The 16182-nt window shown below is 70.2% G+C and carries 18 protein-coding genes and 2 tRNA genes; 13 read left to right on the top strand and 7 right to left on the bottom strand.

Annotated features, from left to right (window positions below; genetic code table 11):
* Window positions 1–10 precede the first annotated feature (10 nt).
* The gene (locus JOD64_RS08025; protein ID WP_204941657.1) at window positions 11–1210 is read left to right on the top strand and encodes a DUF1015 family protein; all 1200 of its coding nucleotides are present in this window, start codon (window positions 11–13) and stop codon (window positions 1208–1210) included.
* An 88-nt stretch (window positions 1211–1298) separates the two neighbouring features.
* Window positions 1299–1766: a ribose-5-phosphate isomerase gene (locus tag JOD64_RS08020; protein ID WP_204941656.1), complete on the top strand. Its 468-nt coding sequence runs from the start codon at window positions 1299–1301 to the stop codon at window positions 1764–1766.
* 12 nt (window positions 1767–1778) lie between these two features.
* Here JOD64_RS08020 and JOD64_RS08015 read toward each other — a convergent pair whose 3' ends face one another.
* Window positions 1779–2123, bottom strand: a complete 345-nt coding sequence (locus tag JOD64_RS08015; RefSeq protein ID WP_204941655.1) for a hypothetical protein — start codon at window positions 2121–2123, stop codon at window positions 1779–1781.
* 136 nt (window positions 2124–2259) lie between these two features.
* Between JOD64_RS08015 and JOD64_RS08010 the strand changes: the two genes are divergently transcribed.
* Window positions 2260–2805 (top strand): hypothetical protein, encoded by a 546-nt coding sequence (locus JOD64_RS08010; RefSeq protein WP_204941654.1) that lies wholly within the window; start codon window positions 2260–2262, stop codon window positions 2803–2805.
* 174 nt (window positions 2806–2979) lie between these two features.
* Here JOD64_RS08010 and JOD64_RS08005 read toward each other — a convergent pair whose 3' ends face one another.
* Together JOD64_RS08005 and JOD64_RS08000 are read right to left on the bottom strand one after the other, a co-directional pair.
* Window positions 2980–3246, bottom strand: coding sequence for a hypothetical protein (locus JOD64_RS08005; protein ID WP_091405397.1), 267 nt, complete (start codon window positions 3244–3246; stop codon window positions 2980–2982).
* A gap of 92 nt (window positions 3247–3338) precedes the next feature.
* Window positions 3339–5483 (bottom strand): M14 family zinc carboxypeptidase, encoded by a 2145-nt coding sequence (locus JOD64_RS08000; protein WP_204941653.1) that lies wholly within the window; start codon window positions 5481–5483, stop codon window positions 3339–3341.
* Between the two features lie 176 nt (window positions 5484–5659).
* Here JOD64_RS08000 and JOD64_RS07995 point away from each other — a divergent pair, with 176 nt between their 5' ends.
* The 3 genes from JOD64_RS07995 to JOD64_RS07985 all read left to right on the top strand — a co-directional run bounded on the left by JOD64_RS07995 (window position 5660) and on the right by JOD64_RS07985 (window position 7684).
* Complete coding sequence (locus tag JOD64_RS07995) at window positions 5660–6169, top strand: SigE family RNA polymerase sigma factor (protein WP_204941652.1); 510 nt, start codon at window positions 5660–5662, stop codon at window positions 6167–6169.
* Window positions 6166–7005 carry a hypothetical protein gene (locus tag JOD64_RS07990; protein WP_204941651.1) on the top strand — a complete coding sequence of 280 codons (840 nt, stop codon included), beginning with the start codon at window positions 6166–6168 and terminating at the stop codon, window positions 7003–7005. The genes JOD64_RS07995 and JOD64_RS07990 overlap by 4 nt, the downstream gene beginning before the upstream one ends.
* A gap of 181 nt (window positions 7006–7186) precedes the next feature.
* The gene (locus tag JOD64_RS07985) at window positions 7187–7684 is read left to right on the top strand and encodes a GNAT family N-acetyltransferase (RefSeq protein WP_204941650.1); all 498 of its coding nucleotides are present in this window, start codon (window positions 7187–7189) and stop codon (window positions 7682–7684) included.
* Window positions 7685–7780: 96 nt separating this feature from the next.
* On the opposite strand, the gene JOD64_RS07980 is transcribed toward JOD64_RS07985, so the two are convergent.
* Both JOD64_RS07980 and JOD64_RS07975 read right to left on the bottom strand, forming a co-directional pair.
* Entirely contained in the window at window positions 7781–8116 is a 336-nt protein-coding gene (locus tag JOD64_RS07980; protein WP_204941649.1) for a hypothetical protein, read from the bottom strand.
* A gap of 135 nt (window positions 8117–8251) precedes the next feature.
* Window positions 8252–8325: transfer RNA gene (locus JOD64_RS07975), tRNA-Gly, on the bottom strand.
* Between the two features lie 349 nt (window positions 8326–8674).
* On the opposite strand from JOD64_RS07975, the gene JOD64_RS07970 reads away from it, so the two are divergent.
* The 5 genes from JOD64_RS07970 (at window position 8675) to clpX (ending at window position 13247) form a co-directional block, all read left to right on the top strand.
* Window positions 8675–8748 (top strand) — tRNA-Pro (locus JOD64_RS07970).
* A 138-nt stretch (window positions 8749–8886) separates the two neighbouring features.
* Complete coding sequence (tig, locus tag JOD64_RS07965) at window positions 8887–10233, top strand: trigger factor (protein ID WP_204941648.1); 1347 nt, start codon at window positions 8887–8889, stop codon at window positions 10231–10233.
* Window positions 10234–10427: 194 nt separating this feature from the next.
* The gene (locus JOD64_RS07960) at window positions 10428–11069 is read left to right on the top strand and encodes an ATP-dependent Clp protease proteolytic subunit (RefSeq protein ID WP_088988027.1); all 642 of its coding nucleotides are present in this window, start codon (window positions 10428–10430) and stop codon (window positions 11067–11069) included.
* A gap of 10 nt (window positions 11070–11079) precedes the next feature.
* Complete coding sequence (locus JOD64_RS07955; protein ID WP_007464109.1) at window positions 11080–11742, top strand: ATP-dependent Clp protease proteolytic subunit; 663 nt, start codon at window positions 11080–11082, stop codon at window positions 11740–11742.
* A 209-nt stretch (window positions 11743–11951) separates the two neighbouring features.
* Window positions 11952–13247 (top strand): ATP-dependent Clp protease ATP-binding subunit ClpX, encoded by a 1296-nt coding sequence (gene clpX / locus JOD64_RS07950; protein WP_204941647.1) that lies wholly within the window; start codon window positions 11952–11954, stop codon window positions 13245–13247.
* A 24-nt stretch (window positions 13248–13271) separates the two neighbouring features.
* Here the strand turns inward: clpX and JOD64_RS07945 are convergent, their stop codons facing one another.
* Window positions 13272–13898: a helix-turn-helix domain-containing protein gene (locus tag JOD64_RS07945; RefSeq protein ID WP_204941646.1), complete on the bottom strand. Its 627-nt coding sequence runs from the start codon at window positions 13896–13898 to the stop codon at window positions 13272–13274.
* 41 nt (window positions 13899–13939) lie between these two features.
* Here JOD64_RS07945 and JOD64_RS07940 point away from each other — a divergent pair, with 41 nt between their 5' ends.
* Both JOD64_RS07940 and JOD64_RS07935 read left to right on the top strand, forming a co-directional pair.
* Window positions 13940–14773 carry an EamA family transporter gene (locus tag JOD64_RS07940; protein ID WP_204941645.1) on the top strand — a complete coding sequence of 278 codons (834 nt, stop codon included), beginning with the start codon at window positions 13940–13942 and terminating at the stop codon, window positions 14771–14773.
* Window positions 14774–14828: 55 nt separating this feature from the next.
* A complete protein-coding gene (locus JOD64_RS07935; RefSeq protein WP_204941644.1) occupies window positions 14829–15626 on the top strand; it encodes a carbon-nitrogen hydrolase family protein in 798 nt (265 codons plus the stop codon).
* 213 nt (window positions 15627–15839) lie between these two features.
* Here the strand turns inward: JOD64_RS07935 and JOD64_RS07930 are convergent, their stop codons facing one another.
* A complete protein-coding gene (locus JOD64_RS07930; protein WP_204941643.1) occupies window positions 15840–16064 on the bottom strand; it encodes a hypothetical protein in 225 nt (74 codons plus the stop codon).
* Window positions 16065–16182 lie beyond the last annotated feature (118 nt).

The raw sequence follows: 16182 nt of genomic DNA, 5'->3' as shown, positions 1-16182 counted from the left end.
GTCAGTGGGCATGACGGTCGTGCATCCGATCTCCCGGGCCTGGGTCACCACTGGTGGCACCGGTGCGCAAAACTACGACGAGTTCGCCGATGACGCGGAGATCACCGCGATCATCGAGGCGAACCCGCACAGTGCTCTCGGCATCGAGATGCCGCATCGCGCCCCGCAGAGCCTGGGCAAGTCGTTCCTCGACGCACTGCCGGACGCGGTGGCCCGCCTCGCCGAGGCCAAGGCCGACGGCAGCTACACCCCCGCCGAGCAGGTGGTGGTGCTCTACCGGATCAGCGCGCCCGGCGAAACGCCGGCGTACGGGCTGTTCGCGATGGTGGACACCGACCAGATCTCCACCCGGGCCGACGAGCCGGGCCTGGTCATCCGCAACGAGGACGTCTTCATCGCCAAGGTCCGCGAGCGGGTGGCGCTGGCCGACGCGCTGGGCCACCTGCTCTCCCCGGTGCTCCTGCTGCAGACCGGGCGTGGCGACGAGCTGCACGCCGCCCTCGCGGCGGCGACCGACGCGGCCGGCGTGCCCGCCGCGACGGACACCGACCAGGCGGGGCGCACGCATGCCATCTGGCTGCTCGGCCCTGGCCCGGAGCAGGCCACGCTGACCGCCCTCGCCGGTGGCGGGGAGCTGGTCGTCGCCGACGGTAACCACCGCAGCCTGGCCGCCCAGACCGGCGGGCTGCCGCGCTTCCTGGCCGTGGTCACCACCCCCGCGTCGGTCGCCATCCAGCCGTACAACCGGCTGGTCAGCGAGCTGACCACCACACCGGCCGAGCTGCTCGCCCGGCTGCGGGCCGCGGGCGCCGAGGTCGAGCCGATCAACGGCCCGGTCGAGGTTCCGGCGGCCGGCGGCACCGTGCACCTTCGCCTCGACGGCCAGGGGTACGCGGTGCGCCTGCCCGCCACGGCCGCAGGTGACCTGGAGAACCTGGACCACGCCCTGGTCGAGCGGCTGCTGCTGCGCGACGCGCTCGGGCTGGATCCGGGCGACAAGCGGATCACCTACGTCGGCGGTGACTATCCGGCGAGCTGGCTCACCGGTGAGGTCGACGCCGGGCGGGCCGAGTTGGCCGTCCTGATCGCGCCGGTGACCGTTGCCGACTTCGTCGCGGTCAACCTGGCTCGGGAGAAGATGCCTCGCAAGAGCACCTGGTTCACCCCGAAGGCGCGCGGCGGTCTGGTCCTCGCCGAGCTGCCGCGCTGAGCGGCGGCACGCCCGACCGTGTGACGAACCCGGCTCTCCGACGCCGCCCGTGCGACGTCGGAGAGCGCGGCCTGACAGACTGCCCGGTATGCGCGTCTACCTGGGATCCGATCACGCCGGTTTCGAGTTGAAGGTGCACCTGGCCAACCACCTGGCCAAGCAGGGGTACGACGTGGTCGACGTCGGTCCGCACGGCTACGACCCGGACGACGACTACCCGACGTTCTGTCTGCATACCGGCGACCAGGTGGTGGCCGACGAGACGGGCCTCGGGGTGGTCATCGGCGGGTCCGGCAACGGTGAGCAGATCGCCGCGAACAAGGTCGCCGGGGTCCGCGCCGCGCTGGCCTGGAGCGTGGAGACCGCTCAGCTGGCCCGCCAGCACAACGACGCGAACGTGGTCGCGGTCGGTGCCCGCCAGCACACGTTGGACGAGGCCACCGGCATCGTCGAGGCGTTCTTGAACACGCCGTTCTCCGGCAACGAGCGCCATGCCCGTCGGATCGCACAGGTGGCCGAGTACGAGCGGACCCGGCAGCTGCCCGACCTGCCCTGATCCGGCCGGCGGTCAGCGCGGCGAGCGGGGCAGCTCCTCGCGGGGCACCCAGTTACGTCGGACGACCACCACCCGGGCCTCCGCCTCGGTCAGGTCGTCGTCGGTGGGTCGGGCGGCGTCCCGGGCCCGCAGCGCGGCGCTCAGCCCCACCTGGGACGAGCCGGAACCGACCAGCCCGCGCAGCCCTCGCTCGCCGTCACGGTCGTCGCCGCCCGGGCTCCTGCGGCGCGGCGGCGGCGGGTTGTCACTGTCGGGCACGGCCGTGGTGCTGCTCCTGGGGCCGTCGTCACCCCGACCGGCCGCCTCGGCTTCGGGGTGGTGGCGCAGCCGTCGCCGTCGTCGGTCCTGGTCACCCATCAGCCGACCGTACCCCGCCGGGCGATTCGGCGCTGTCGTGCCGGCCCGCGTCTCGGGCGGGTTCGGTGACCTGTTTGCCGGCTGGCTACCCTCGATTCCAGGCGGCGGTGATGTCGTCGGTCAGGGGGAGGACGAGATGGCAGACCAGACGCAGCCGTGGGCGGAGCGGACCGTGGAGGTGCCACCGCAGGCCGGCGTCGGGGTGCCGCCGCAGCGTGACGGGTTTCGCCGGGGCGTGGCGCCGGTGGGTCAGCCGCGCACCCCGCGGACCGAACCGTTCCCGGTGGTCGAGCAGGAGCCGACCGGCACCGGCTGGCCCGGCGAGCCGGTTCCGCGTCGGTCGCTGAGCTGGCGGATGGCGCAGCTGCGTCGTGGTGGTGAGTGGAGTGCGGCCGCCGGGCTCTTCGCGTTCGTCTGCTGGGGGATCTGGGCGCTCTCCGGCCAGGGTGATCTGAGCGGCCCGCTGCTGGTGCTGGTGCTCAGCCTGTTGGTGGCGGTCGGCCTGTTCGCCCTGTCCCGGCTGGTCGGCCGGGTGGTGCTGGAGCGGCAGCTCGGACGGGTCCGTCGCAGCGCCCGAGGCGCCCACCTGGCGACGGCGGTGTTCCTCGCCGGCCTGGGTGTGGCGTGGCTCCAGCAGACCGAGTGGGTCGTCTCGGCCTGGAACTGGATCTCCTCGAACTGATCCCGGTGCGTGCACGGGCGGGCCGGTCCATGACCGCCCACCCGTGCACCCGGTCGTCTCCCCACCAGGCAAGGCCGCTGCTTACCCGGCCGACCGCAGTTCATCCGTGGCTGGCCGGGTAAGCAGCGACCGGTACCTCCTTCGAGGGCTTGGGTGATCCCGATGGCGCGGCGGTCAGTGGGTGCCGCCGTGCCCCTCCGCGTCGGCTCGGGGCGACGCGACCCGGGCGGCCGGGTCCTCGACGCCGGGCTCGCCGCCGTCCGGGGCGACCGCGCCGTCGTAGTTGTAGAGCGGTCGACCATCGTCGTGCTGCTTGGTGGTCTTGATGTAGCGGTGCATCAGGCCGTCGATCTCCACCTCGACGAGTGCCTCGTTGCCGGTTTCGTGGGTGCTGCCGTCTCGGGGGCCGCCTACCAGGTGGGCCGTGGTGTTCGTATCCATGGACGGGCCCTACCCGCCAGGCACCTGACGGAAACGGGTGAAACCGGCCAGCGGTGCCGCGCCCCAACGAGTGGACGCGGCACCGCTGAGGGTCAGCCGGCGGATTCGGCGGCCGCGTAGTCGCGGGCCACCCGGACCATTTCCACCAGCCCGCCGGCGTACTCCTGGGACTCGCCGTGCGCCTCGTCGAACGGCGGCTGGAAGCCGACGCCCTCCCACTCGTTGGTGGCCGCATTCCACCTGTCGTTTCCGACCTCGAAGTCCCAGGCGAAGATGCCCAGCTCGTAGTAGAGCTGGTCGGCCGAGTTGCCGGCGGCGGAGTAGAGCACGTCGGCGACCGGCCCGGTCTGCGACGGCCAGGTGACGGTGCCGCGCTCCTGGGCGATGGCGCCGACGATCCGCCGGGCGCTGTTGAGGAACAGCGTGGACTCGTCGATCGACGGCCGGGGCAGGGTGATCCGCCCGTCGGCCCGGTACGCCCCCGGCGGCCACATGAAATACCCGCCGTAGGAGTGCACGTTCATCGCGAACTTGATGTTCTGGTGGGCCTGGGCGAGCGCGATGACGTTGCTGCTCTCCGCCTCGGACAGCTCGGCGGTGCCCGAGTAGGTTCCGGACAGGCAGTTGGCGCTGCCGCCCACGTACCCGTCGAAGTAGGACCCGACGGTGTAGTTGCGGTTGATGTCGACGCCCCACGACGTGCGGTTCTTCGGGTCGCGAGCCGGCCCGGTGCAGTGGTTGACCAGGTTCTTGCGCTGGAAGTTGAAATCGTTGAACGAGTAGTTCGCGCCATCCGGGTTGACCATCGGGATGACGAAGATGTCGACCTGCTCCAGCAGTTCACGGGTGGCCGGGTCGGTCCGGGCGTTGGCGAGCATCCGCTCGGCGAACTCCAGCGTCACCAACGGCGTGGCCCACTCCCGGGCATGTTCCTGGGAGTACGCGAGCACTCCGACCCGGGAGCCGTCCCGGTGCACGCCGAGGCGCAGGGCCTGCACCGTCCACGGCTGTGCCGGCACCTCGGTGCCCTGGAGGCCGTCGTCGAGCCGGGCGGGGCCGGCGACCGGCATGGGCAGCCCGGCCGAACCGTCCTCGACGGTGGCCCGGAACCGGTTCGGTTGGCGGGCGTTGATCGCCGCCGCGACCTCGTCGGTGGTGCTCACCGTCTTGCCCGCGGTGTCGGTGGCCAGCGAGACCGTGAGGACACGGTCGCGGTAGCCGACGGTCAGTGGGCGGTTTCGCCGGCCCGGGTCGACCGTCCGCACCTGGACGCCGTTCATGCCCTGGTCGCCGAAGCGGACCGACTCGACCACCACGGCGGCCACCGTCGGGTCGCCCAGATAGGCGGCAGCGTTGCGTCGGTATCCCTGGGTCTTGTTCGGCAGGTCGATCACGTCGACCAGATCCCGGTACTGGCGGGCCAGCCGCTTGATCCGCGCCTGGATGTCAGTCGGCGTCAGGTACGCGTCGATGAAGTCCTTCTGGTAGCCGGCCGGCAGCGGCGGCGGGGTGGCGTTCGGCCAGAGCGTCGGCGTGACCACCCGGCTGACCCCGCCGAGGCTGGAGGTGGCGGTCAACTGAACCGGCCGGTTCGGCACCGGCTGGGGGAGCGCGTAGTGGTACTGGTATTCGCCGGAATCCTCGAACCGGAACAGCGGGAACGATCCGGTGGCGCCGTCGGACGTCCGCCAGCTGACCGTGATCTCCACATCCGGGTCGTCGGTGGCGGTGGTGGCGACCTGGGCCTGCAGGAACGTCTGCCCACCCGTGGTCCACCAGTACGCCTGCTGCACCTGGAGGGTGTCCACGGCCGCGGCGGCGGTGCTCCGTTGGCCGGACGCCGGAGCGCGCAGCCCGGCGGCGGTGCGGGCCTGAGCCGCGCGGACGCTGTCGGCGTAGTGCCGGCTGCCGTCCTCGGCACGCTGCACGACCTGGACTGCGGTTGCGCCCTGCGAGGTCAGCTCGGCGAGCTGCGCGCCGGTCAGCACCAGGTCGGCGAGGATCCGCCCGTCCCGGGTTCGGGGCCGGTTGGCCAGGTCCGTGCCGGCGGCGACCAGCCGGTCGAGCTGTGCCTGATCGCGGAGCTGTACGCGGACCAGGGCGGTTTCGGTGGTGCTCAGGGTGATTGGTGTGGCCGGATCGGCGGGTGCCGCGCTCCCCGGACCAGGGTGGGACAGTACTGCGCTGAACAGGATCGCTGTTGTGGCGGCAGCTGTCCACCGTCGTCGGACGATCATGTGCCCTCCTGACGGACATCGATGTCTTGCTCTCACACCAGTGCATAGATCGATTTCTGTCAAGGTCGCAGCCTCCGGCCACCGTTCCTCGTTGATCTCAGGAAAGCTCGAGTTCCGGAGCAACCCGCTGGGCCAGACCCCGCGTGACTATCTCGAAACGGGGATCGGAGGCCTGAATGAGCGATCGCGACGAGGCGTTCGCCGAGTACTTCGCCGCACGGTCCGATGCCATGCGCGGCACGGCGTACCTGCTGTGCGGCGACTGGCACCGGGCCGAGGACCTGGTCCAGACCGCGTTCGTCAAGCTCTACCGGGTCTGGAATCGGATCTCGCGGCATGAGGTGCTCGACAGCTACGTGCGCCAGATCCTCATCCGGACATTCCTCGACGAGCGGCGCCGCGGCTGGTGGCGGCGCGAGCGGGTGGGGGTCGGCAACGCCGAGCAGATGGCCGGACCAGACTCGCCGGAGAGCCGGTTGGTGCTGCTCCAGGCCCTGGCCTCCGTCGCACCGCGCCAGCGGGCCGTACTGGTTCTCCGCTACTGGGAGGACCTTTCGATCGAGGACGTCGCGGCGCTGCTGGAGTGCTCTCCAGGGACGGTGAAGAGCCAGGCGGCACGCGGGCTCGACACTCTGCGCGGCCTCCTGGCCCCCACCGACAGCGGGATCGAGATGGGGAAGCGATGAACGGAGAAGAGTTGCGCGACGCGTTGCGCAGCGAGATGGCGAGCAGCACCCCGCCACCACCATTGAGTACGGGAGCCGCGCTCGGCGCGGCGCGGCGCGCGCATTTCCGCCGCCGGGCGGTGTGGGCGTCGCTCGGATCGGTGGCGGTGGTGTTGGCGGTCACCGGCTTCGCGGCGGTCGGCGACCCGGGTGGCCGGGTCTACCAACCGGCGGGTGGTCTACCGGCGCCGTCGGATCAGTCCGGGGACACCAAGGAGGCGTGGCCGACCGGGCCGGACGGCCGCCCGCAGGAGGACCGGACCGCGCGGGCCGGGACCAAGCACGATCAGGGAGTTCACCTGCTCAACGAGGTCGTCTCCGTCGTGCCCGACGGCTACACCAAGCCGGACGACTCCGCGAACCAACCCGCCGAGCAGAGGACGCTGCGGACCCACCAGGCGCAGTTCGAGGCCAAGGTGAACGGGGTCGACCTGTGGAGTTACATGTCCTCGGTCGCCGTGGCCCAGGGGACCGGCACCGGGCGCGTGATCGTCGAGGTGCACGACGCCGGCAACCCGCTCCCGACCGAGCCGTGCGCGCTGGCCCAGAATTTCTGGGGCATGCAGGGCGAGTGCCAGGTCGAGACGGTCGGAGCGGCGCAGGTCGGCGTGGTGGTCCGACCGGGCAGCGACGAGCGGCTCGACCAGTGGTCGGCGTACCGGCACCCGGATGGCGTGGTGGTCTTCGTGGCGCAGGGCGCGAGGCTCGACGAGAGCCGGCCGGCGTTGAAGCAGTTGCCGTTCTCCGTACCGCAGTTGGCGGCCCTCGCGGTCGACGAGCGGTTCCACCTGAAGTGACACGGTGACCCGGCCTCGCCGGGGTGGGCCCAGGTGCCGCGGTCGCGCGGTCCACCTGGGTTTCCGTGCGGGTAACGGACCGTACCGTCGAGCGGTCCTGTCGGAGCCGGGTGGTCGTTCGCCCGGGCTCCCACGCCGCCTGGATCTTCCCGTGTTCCCCCCGGCGGTAGCCTCGGCGCTTATGAACTGGCTGCCTGACGACTTCGTCCACCCTGTCCACGTGCCCGTGCCGCACACCGCGCTTCACCTGCGGCCGATCCGGGAGGCGGACACCGCGCTCGACTACCCCGCCGTGATGGGTTCCCGGGAGCGCCTGTGGGAGATCTTCGGCCCGGCCTGGAGATGGCCCCCGGAGACGATGACCTATGAGGAGGACCGCGCCGACCTGCTGCGGCACGAGAAGGAGATCGCCGCACACGAGTCGTTCAACTACGCGCTGCTGGACGAGGAGGAGACCGCGCTTCTCGGCTGCGTCTACATCGACCCACCCGAGCGCACCGGCTCCGACGGTGAGGTCTCCTGGTGGGTGGTGGACGACCTGGTCGGCGGCGACGTGGAGCGCGCGCTCGACGCGCTGGTGCCGCAGTGGATCGCCGCTGACTGGCCCTTCCAGCAGCCCCGTTTTCTGGGCCGCGACATCACCTGGCAGGACTGGCTCGCGCTGCCGCGCGCCTCGTGACACGTTCGAGGTGCTCGCCGTAGGCGACCGCGAAGCTGCTCGGCGGTGGCGCCGAGCCCACGCCGGCAGCTTCCTGCACGGACGGGCCGAATGCGCCTACCGGACCTTCCAGCCCCGTCGCAGCAGCTCGTTGCGGACCTTCTTCCCGCGCAACGCCCAGAAGATCACCGCGTCCTCGTGATCGTTCGTCGCGAATCGCCCGCCGTCGGCCAGCACAGGCATCCCGCGAAAGTGCGTGATGGCGACCAGGTTGGTTCGCGTCACCGTGACCGTCCCGAACGGCGAGGTGATCAGGATGCGCTCTGCGTCGACGCGGAGCCGGGCGAATGGCCACGTCGCGTTCTTGTGGCTCGCGAAGCCCTGACCCCACGCCTTCACTCCCGGGTCGACGTAGGCCACGCCACCACGGCTACTGAACTCGTCGTCTGCCACAGCCGTGATGATCGTCCAGCCGGGCAACCGCAGGCGTGAGCTGTGACCCATGGAGGGCCGCCAAGATCAGAGCGGGGGAAGTGGTCGACCGGCCCGGGATCTGGGGACGTGGCCTCTGACCTGGGCCGGAGCCGTTGGAGCGGGCGACGAGAATCGAACTCGCGTAGTCAGTTTGGAAGACTGAAGCTCTACCATTGAGCTACGCCCGCGTGCACCCCGCCGCTGCGGGACGCGCTAACAGCGTACCCAATCGCGATGCCGACCGCGCAGCCGCACCACCGTCGCGGCCCCAGGATCCGCACAGCATCGGGGATGTTGCGGCCTCGACCCGCCGGGAAGCAGCACTTTCCCCGATGTTGCGGGGATCTTGGGGGTGGCCGCGCCGGGCCGGTGGCCGAGCCGGGCCGGGGGCGGGCCCCGGCTGAGGCGCGGGCGGCGGGCGGTACGGCGGCGGCGAGCCCAGGTGGGCGGTAAGAATGCTTTCAGGGGTATATGTCCGGGTGGGGGGTGCCCCGGCCCCGCCTGAGTCGCGCCGACGGCATAGACTGCTCGTCGCCACGGGGTGTGGCGCAGCTTGGTAGCGCACTCGCTTTGGGAGCGAGGGGCCGTGGGTTCAAATCCCGCCACCCCGACTGTCGTCCGCGGCCGATCCGCCCCGGGTGCCGCCCAGTGCGGTCCCCGGGCGCTGCCGGTGCGTCAGGCCGGCTCACCTACACTCGATGGGCTGAATCACGCCCAGACTCAACTGAGATCCGTCAAGGAGTACGCCTGTGAAGAGCACCGTCGAGACTCTGAGCCCGACGCGCGTGCGGCTCGCCATCGAGGTGCCGTTCGTCGAGCTCGAGCCGAGCCTCAAGAAGGCGTACCGGGAGATCGGTTCGCAGGTCCAGGTTCCGGGCTTCCGCCGGGGCAAGGTGCCGACCGCGGTGATCGACCAGCGGGTGGGCCGCGGCACCGTCCTCAACGAGGCGGTCCAGGAGGCTATCCCGGAGAACATCCTCGCCGCGGTGCGCGAGCACGACCTGAAGACGCTGGGGCGTCCCGAGGTCGAGATCACCGAGTTCAACGACGGTGACTCGCTGAACTTCACCGCTGAGGTCGACGTTCGTCCGGAGATCACCATCCCGGACGCGTCCACCATCGAGGTGACCGTCGACGAGCTGCAGATCGACGAGAGCGAGATCGACGAGCAGGTGAAGAACCTGCGGGAGCGTTTCGCGACTCTGAAGACCGTCGAGCGGGCCGCCGCCGAGGGTGACTACGTCCAGATCGACCTGAACGCCACCGTCGACGGCGAGGACGTGCCGGGCGGCCAGGCGAGCAACATCTCCCACGAGGTGGGCAGCAAGCAGCTGCTGCCGGGCCTCGACGAGGCCGTGGTCGGTCTCGCCGCCGGCGAGGACACCACCTTCACCACCCAGCTGGTCGGCGGCGACTTCGCCGGTCGGGACGCCGAGGTGGCGGTGACCGTGCGCACGGTCAAGGAGAAGGAGCTGCCGGAGCTGAACGACGAGTTCGCCCAGATGGCGAGTGAGTTCGACACGATCGAAGAGCTGCGCGGCGACCTGCGGGCGCGGGTCACCCAGGGCAAGCAGGTCGAGCAGATCTACGCCGCCCGCGACAAGGCGCTCTCCCAGCTCGTCGAGGCCGCCGAGATCCCGGCGCCGGAGGGTGTTGTCCGCGAGGAGGTCGCCAGCCGTAAGCAGGCGATGGTCGACCAGTTGGAGCGCATCGGCGCTTCGATGGAGGAATACCTCGCGGCCGAGGAGAAGACCGAGGAGCAGATCGACGCCGAGCTGACCGAGGCGGCGACCGAGGGTGTCAAGGTTCAGCTCCTGCTGGACACTCTGGCCGACGCGGAGGACGTGCAGGTCTCCGACGACGAGTTCGGGCACGAGATCGTGCACCGGGCGCAGCGCGCCGGGATGGCCCCTCAGCAGTACTACGACCAGCTGGTGCGCTCCGGCGCAGCCGCTGCGGTCTTCGGCGACGTGCGGCGGGGCAAGGCGCTCGCAGCCGTCATGGAGCGCATCACGATCAAGGACTCGGCCGGCAACGAGGTCACCCTCGACGCGCTGCGCGCCGCCAACGAGGCGGAGCACAACCACGACCACTGATCGTCGGGTGCGGCCGCCGTCCGCCGCTGTGCGGTGGGCGGCGGCCGAATCCTTTCCGGGGTACGCCCGGAAGCCCGCGCCGCGGGTGCCCCCGACACAGCTGCGCTGAGAGCGAACAGTGCCCCGACCGGGACTCTGCCGCCCCGCACAGCGGTTAGTGTCGGGAAAGACGGTACGGAGAGCGAAGGGCTGCCATGACCGACATGCACATCCCCAAGAAGTCGCTCCGGGCGATTGACGCGCGCGGTGGCGACTCCATTGGCAACCTCGACGACTCGGTCTACAACCGGTTGCTCAAGGAACGCATCATCTTCCTGGGCAGTGAGGTGACCGACCAGGTCGCCAACCGCATCTGCGCGCAGCTGCTGCTGCTCGCCGCGGAGGACCCGGACCGCGACATCAACCTGTGGATCAACTCGCCGGGTGGCTCGGTCTACTCCGGCATGGCGATCTACGACACCATGCAGTTCATCGACAACGACGTGTCGACCGTGGCGATGGGCATGGCGGCCTCGATGGGCCAGCTGCTGCTTTGCGCGGGCACCAAGGGCAAGCGGTACGCCCTGCCCCACGCCCGGATCATGATGCACCAGCCGTCCGGTGGTCTGGGCGGCACGGCGTCCGACATCGCCATCCAGGCGGAGCAGATGCTCTACACGAAGCGGATGTTCCAGGAGCGGGTCGCGCACCACACCGGCCAAGACCAGTCGCAGATCGAGGCGGACTCGGACCGGGACCGTTGGTTCACCGCCCAGGAGGCCATGGACTACGGCTTCATCGACAAGGTGATCATCGGGGCCGCTCAGGTTCCGGATGGCGCCGGGACCCTGAGCTGAGGAGCTGACGATGACCGATCTGAGCCTGCCGCCCCAGTTCGCGGCCGTGCACAACCGTTACGTGCTGCCGTCGTTCGTCGAGCGCACGTCGTACGGGGTCAAGGAGTCGAACCCGTACAACAAGCTCTTCGAGGACCGGATCATCTTCCTCGGCGTCCAGGTGGACGACGCGTCGGCCAACGACGTGATGGCCCAGCTGCTGACGCTCGAGGGCACCGATCCGGACCGCGACATCATCATGTACATCAACTCGCCGGGTGGCTCGTTCACCGCGATGACGGCGATCTACGACACCATGCAGTACGTCCGTCCGGACATCCAGACCGTCTGCCTCGGGCAGGCCGCCAGCGCGGCGGCGGTGCTGCTGTCGGCGGGCACCGCGGGTAAGCGGATGGCTCTTCCGAACTCGCGGATCATCATCCACCAGCCGGCCACCGAGGGCGGCTACGGGCAGGGCTCGGACATCGAGATCCAGGCCCGGGAGATCCTGCGGATGCGTACGCAGCTGGAGGACATGCTGTCCCGCCACTGCAACCGCCCGATCGAGCAGGTTCGCAAGGACATCGACCGTGACAAGATCATGACGGCCGAGGAGTCCAAGGAGTACGGGCTGGTCGACACGATCCTGACCAGCCGCAAGAAGGGTTTGCTGGCGACCCACTCCGCCAGCTGAGCAGTACCGGGTCAGAGGTTGGCCGGGGCATCGTTCCCGGCCGACCTCTGACACACCCGTTTTGGGGGTCGGAGAATGCCCCGCCAGCGGGTAACGTCGGGTCCGTACCGCTTCGCCGGTTGGGCCGGCGGGGTGAACCAAGCCGGGCGGCGCGCAGCGTCCGCAGGTCAGGGCCGGGTCTCCGGCCGATGAGTGCAGGGAGAACGTAGGTGGCACGGATCGGTGACGGCGGCGACCTACTGAAATGCTCCTTCTGCGGCAAGTCGCAGAAGCAGGTCAAGAAGCTCATCGCGGGCCCAGGGGTCTATATCTGCGACGAGTGCATCGATCTCTGTAACGAGATCATCGAGGAGGAGTTGGCCGAGTCCGGCGAGGTGAAGTGGGAAGAGCTTCCCAAGCCGATGGAGATCTGCCAGTTCCTCGACAACTACGTGGTGGGTCAGGACCAGGCCAAGAAGGCGCTCGCGGTCGCGGTCTACAACCACTACAAGCGGATCCAGGCCGAGGCGGCCAACGCGCCCGGCTCCGGCAGTGATGCCGTCGAGCTGGCCAAGTCCAACATCCTGCTGCTCGGTCCGACGGGGTGCGGCAAGACCCACCTGGCGCAGACCCTCGCCCGGATGTTGAACGTCCCGTTCGCCATCGCCGACGCCACGGCACTGACCGAGGCGGGCTACGTCGGCGAGGACGTGGAAAACATCCTCCTCAAGCTGATCCAGGCCGCCGACTACGACATCAAGCGCGCCGAGACCGGCATCATCTACATCGACGAGGTCGACAAGATCGCCCGTAAGTCGGAGAATCCGTCGATCACGCGGGACGTCTCCGGTGAGGGCGTGCAGCAGGCTCTGCTCAAGATGCTCGAGGGCACGGTCGCCAACGTGCCCCCGCAGGGCGGTCGCAAGCACCCGCACCAGGAGTTCATCCAGATCGACACCACCAACGTGCTGTTCATCTGTGGTGGCGCCTTCGCCGGTCTCGATCAGATCATCGAGTCCCGCACCGGGCAGGGCGGCACTGGCTTCGGTGCCCGACTCCGGTCGGTTTCCGAGCGGTCGACCGATGACATCTTCAGTCAGGTCATGCCGGAAGACATGCTCAAGTTCGGGCTGATCCCCGAGTTCGTGGGCCGGCTGCCGGTGATCACCAACGTGCGCAGCCTGGACCGCAGCGCCCTGGTGCGGATCCTCACCGAGCCGCGCAACGCCCTGGTCCGTCAATATCAGCGTCTGTTCGAGCTGGACGGGGTCGAGCTCGAGTTCGACGAGCCGGCGCTGGAGGCGATTGCCGACCAGGCGATGCTGCGGGGCACGGGTGCGCGTGGCCTGCGGGCCATCATCGAGGAGGTCCTGCTCTCCGCGATGTTCGAGGTGCCGAGCAACCCCGACGCCGCCCGGGTGTTGATCACCCGTGAGGTGGTCCTGGAAAACGTCAATCCGACGATCGTTCCGCGCGAGTTCACCGGGCGTCGGGCCCGGCGGGACCGCGAGGAGAAGTCGGCCTGATCCTCCCCACGTCACGCCGGCCGCTCACTCCTGACGCGGCCGGCGTGATCGCGTTCGGCGGTCCCATTCGCCCGACGGGGTGACGACCACCATCATCAGTCGGGCCGGCTCGTCGCTGTCGTTGCGGTAGCCGTGCTCTCGGTCGGCGTGGATCTCGATGGTCTCGCCGGCGTGGACGGGGTGGTCCTGCCCGTCGACCCGGACAATCACCGTGCCGGCGAGGATGTGCAGCACCTCGCGGGTGCCGCGCGGATGGTCGAGGGACCGGTGCACCTCTCCGGGCGCGAGCCGCCAGTCCCAGAGCTCGACGAGGTCCGGCTCGGCCAATCCACTCAGCAGTTGGGCCGTACCGCCGTGCTCGCCCTGCCAGAGCACGGGCGCCTCGGCGGCTGAGGTGATCTTCACGGCTCGCGCCTCGGCCGGCTCCAGCAGTTGGGCGATGTTGACGCCGAACGCGTCGGCGACCCGGCACAGCGTGCCGACGCTCGGGTTGGTGCGCGCGCCCTCGATCTGCACGAGCGACCCCTTGCTCACCCCGGACCGGCCGGCCAACTCCTCGAAGGACCAGCCTCGGGCGGCCCGTAGGTCACGTACCTGCTGGGCCACCGCGGCGGTTACCGCGCTGGCCCGATCGGCCCCGAACTCGGTCATCAAACTATCCTTCACGGTCACTATTATGGTACGACTGATTCATGCTACCCATTGTCCTGGCTGCACTGGCCGCCGTCGCGTTCGGCACCGCCGACTTCTCCGGCGGCAAGGCGTCCCGGCACGCCGACCCGATCGCCGTAACCGTGATCTCCCAGCTGCTGAGCGTCCCGCTGCTGGTCGTCCTGGTGCTGGTTGTGCCCGGCACCCCGAACGCCGGTGACATCGGCTGGGGACTGCTCGCCGGGGTGGCCGGCGCGGGCGGTGTCATGCTGCTCTACCGCGCCCTCGCCACCGGGATGATGGCCGTGGTGGCGCCGGTCACCGCGATCACCGCCGCAGTGGTGCCGATCATCGCCGGCCTGTTCACCGCCTCCTTCCCGGGTGCCCTGGCGCTCACCGGCGCCGGCCTCGCCGTGCTGGCGATCGCCCTGGTCAGCCTGGGGGAGGGCGGCGGCCGCCGGGTCGTCCCGGCACAACTGGTCGGGCTCGCCCTCGCCGCCGGGGCACTGTTCGGCGTCTTCTACACCCTCCTCGGCCAGGCCGACGAGAGCGCCGGAATGTGGCCCGTGGCGGCGGTGCGGGCCAGCTCGATCGCGTTCGGCCTCGCGCTGGCCGTCGGCACCGGTGTGCGGTTGCGCCTGGGGCGACGGGTGATCGGCTGGGCGGCGGTCGCCGGCCTGCTCGACAGCGCCGCCAACGCGCTCTTCCTGGCCGCTGCCGCCCGCGGCCACCTCAGCATCGTCGCGGCAGTCGCCGCGCTCTACCCGGGCAGCACCGTACTGCTGGCGTTGGCGGTCGACCGGGAGCGGCTGCGCGCGGTTCAGGTCGCCGGGCTCGGCTTCGCCGCCGGGGCCCTGGTGCTGGCCAGCCTGTGATTCAGGCCAGCGTCTGACGCTGTCCGAGCTGCCGCTGCGGTCGTACCCTGTCCTCATGCGCGTCGCCGTCTGCCAGCTGAACGCCCGAGACGACCGCAAGGCCAATCTGGCCGCCGCGGAGGTCCTGCTGGAACGCGCCGCCGCCGGCGGCGCGGACCTGGCGGTTTTGCCGGAGTACGTCGACTACCTCGGCCCCGCCGCCGGCTTGCCGGAGCCGGAGCCGGTGGATGGGGACGTCGGCAGTTTCTTCGCCGGGATCGCCCGACGGCTCGGGATCTGGCTGGTGGCCGGCTCCTTCCACGAGGCCGGCCCGGACCCGGAGCACACCTGGAACACGTCGCTGGTCTTCGACCGCTCCGGCAGTCTGGCCGCGAGCTACCGCAAGATCCATCTGTACGACGTGGAGATCCCCGGCCGGGTCTCCTACCGGGAGTCGGCGAGTGTCGCCCCCGGGGTGCAACCGGTGGTGGTGGACATCGAGGGTCTGCGGGTCGGCCTGTCGATCTGCTACGACCTGCGCTTCCCGGAGCTGTACCGACTGCTCGCCACCGATGGTGGCGCACAACTGCTGGTGGTGCCAGCGGCATTCATGATGCACACCGGCCGGGACCACTGGGAGGTCCTGCTCCGGGCCCGGGCGATCGAGAACCAGTGCTTCGTGGCGGCAGCTGGCCAGACCGGTGACCACGATCCGGGCCGTACCTGCTTCGGACGCAGCATGGTGGTCGACCCGTGGGGGACGGTCCTCACCCAGTTGCCGGACGGCCCGGGTGTGTCCATCGTCGACCTGGACCTCGACCGACTCTCCACCATCCGGGCCGAATTGCCCAGCCTGGCCAACCGGCGGCTCTGAGCCTCAGCTACGGAGGTGCTCGGCTCGGCCGGCCCGGCCCGGCCCGGCCCGGGGGCCATGATCGACACCAGATCGGCGACGTTGGGGGCATCCAGGCAGAGCGACACCCCCACATCGGCGACCTGGTGACGATCCCACCCACCTCAACCGCCACGCCGCATACCTGCGCCGACCTCGACTGCCACCCAGGCCACACCGCCCCGGCTCTGAGCCTCAGCCCTCAAGCAGGACGCCGATCACTGCGAACCCGGCGATGGCCGCGGCGGTGACCAGCAGAGCGGTGGTCATCCGGGACCTGCCCCGGCGGGCGAGTCGTCCCACCGAGAGCACCAGGACGACCAGCACGACCGCACCGATCACCACCCGCCAGAACGGCAGAAGAAGGCCGAGCAGCGACTCCTCGGCGAACACCGTCGTGCCGGGCCCGGACTCATCCATGTCTGACACTCTGGCACGTCGGGACGGACTGCGTGTCGCGCTGCCTGGATGCCCCCGTGTCGCCGATCTGGTGTCGGTCATCCCGACGGAAGGGACGGGGGTGGTCCGCGCGGCAGGG

Origin of the sequence: Micromonospora luteifusca (assembly GCF_016907275.1) — a bacterium.
Classification (GTDB): domain Bacteria; phylum Actinomycetota; class Actinomycetes; order Mycobacteriales; family Micromonosporaceae; genus Micromonospora; species Micromonospora luteifusca.
Note: the sequence above shows the minus strand (reverse complement) of the source record. Positions and strands in the feature narration are given on the sequence as shown.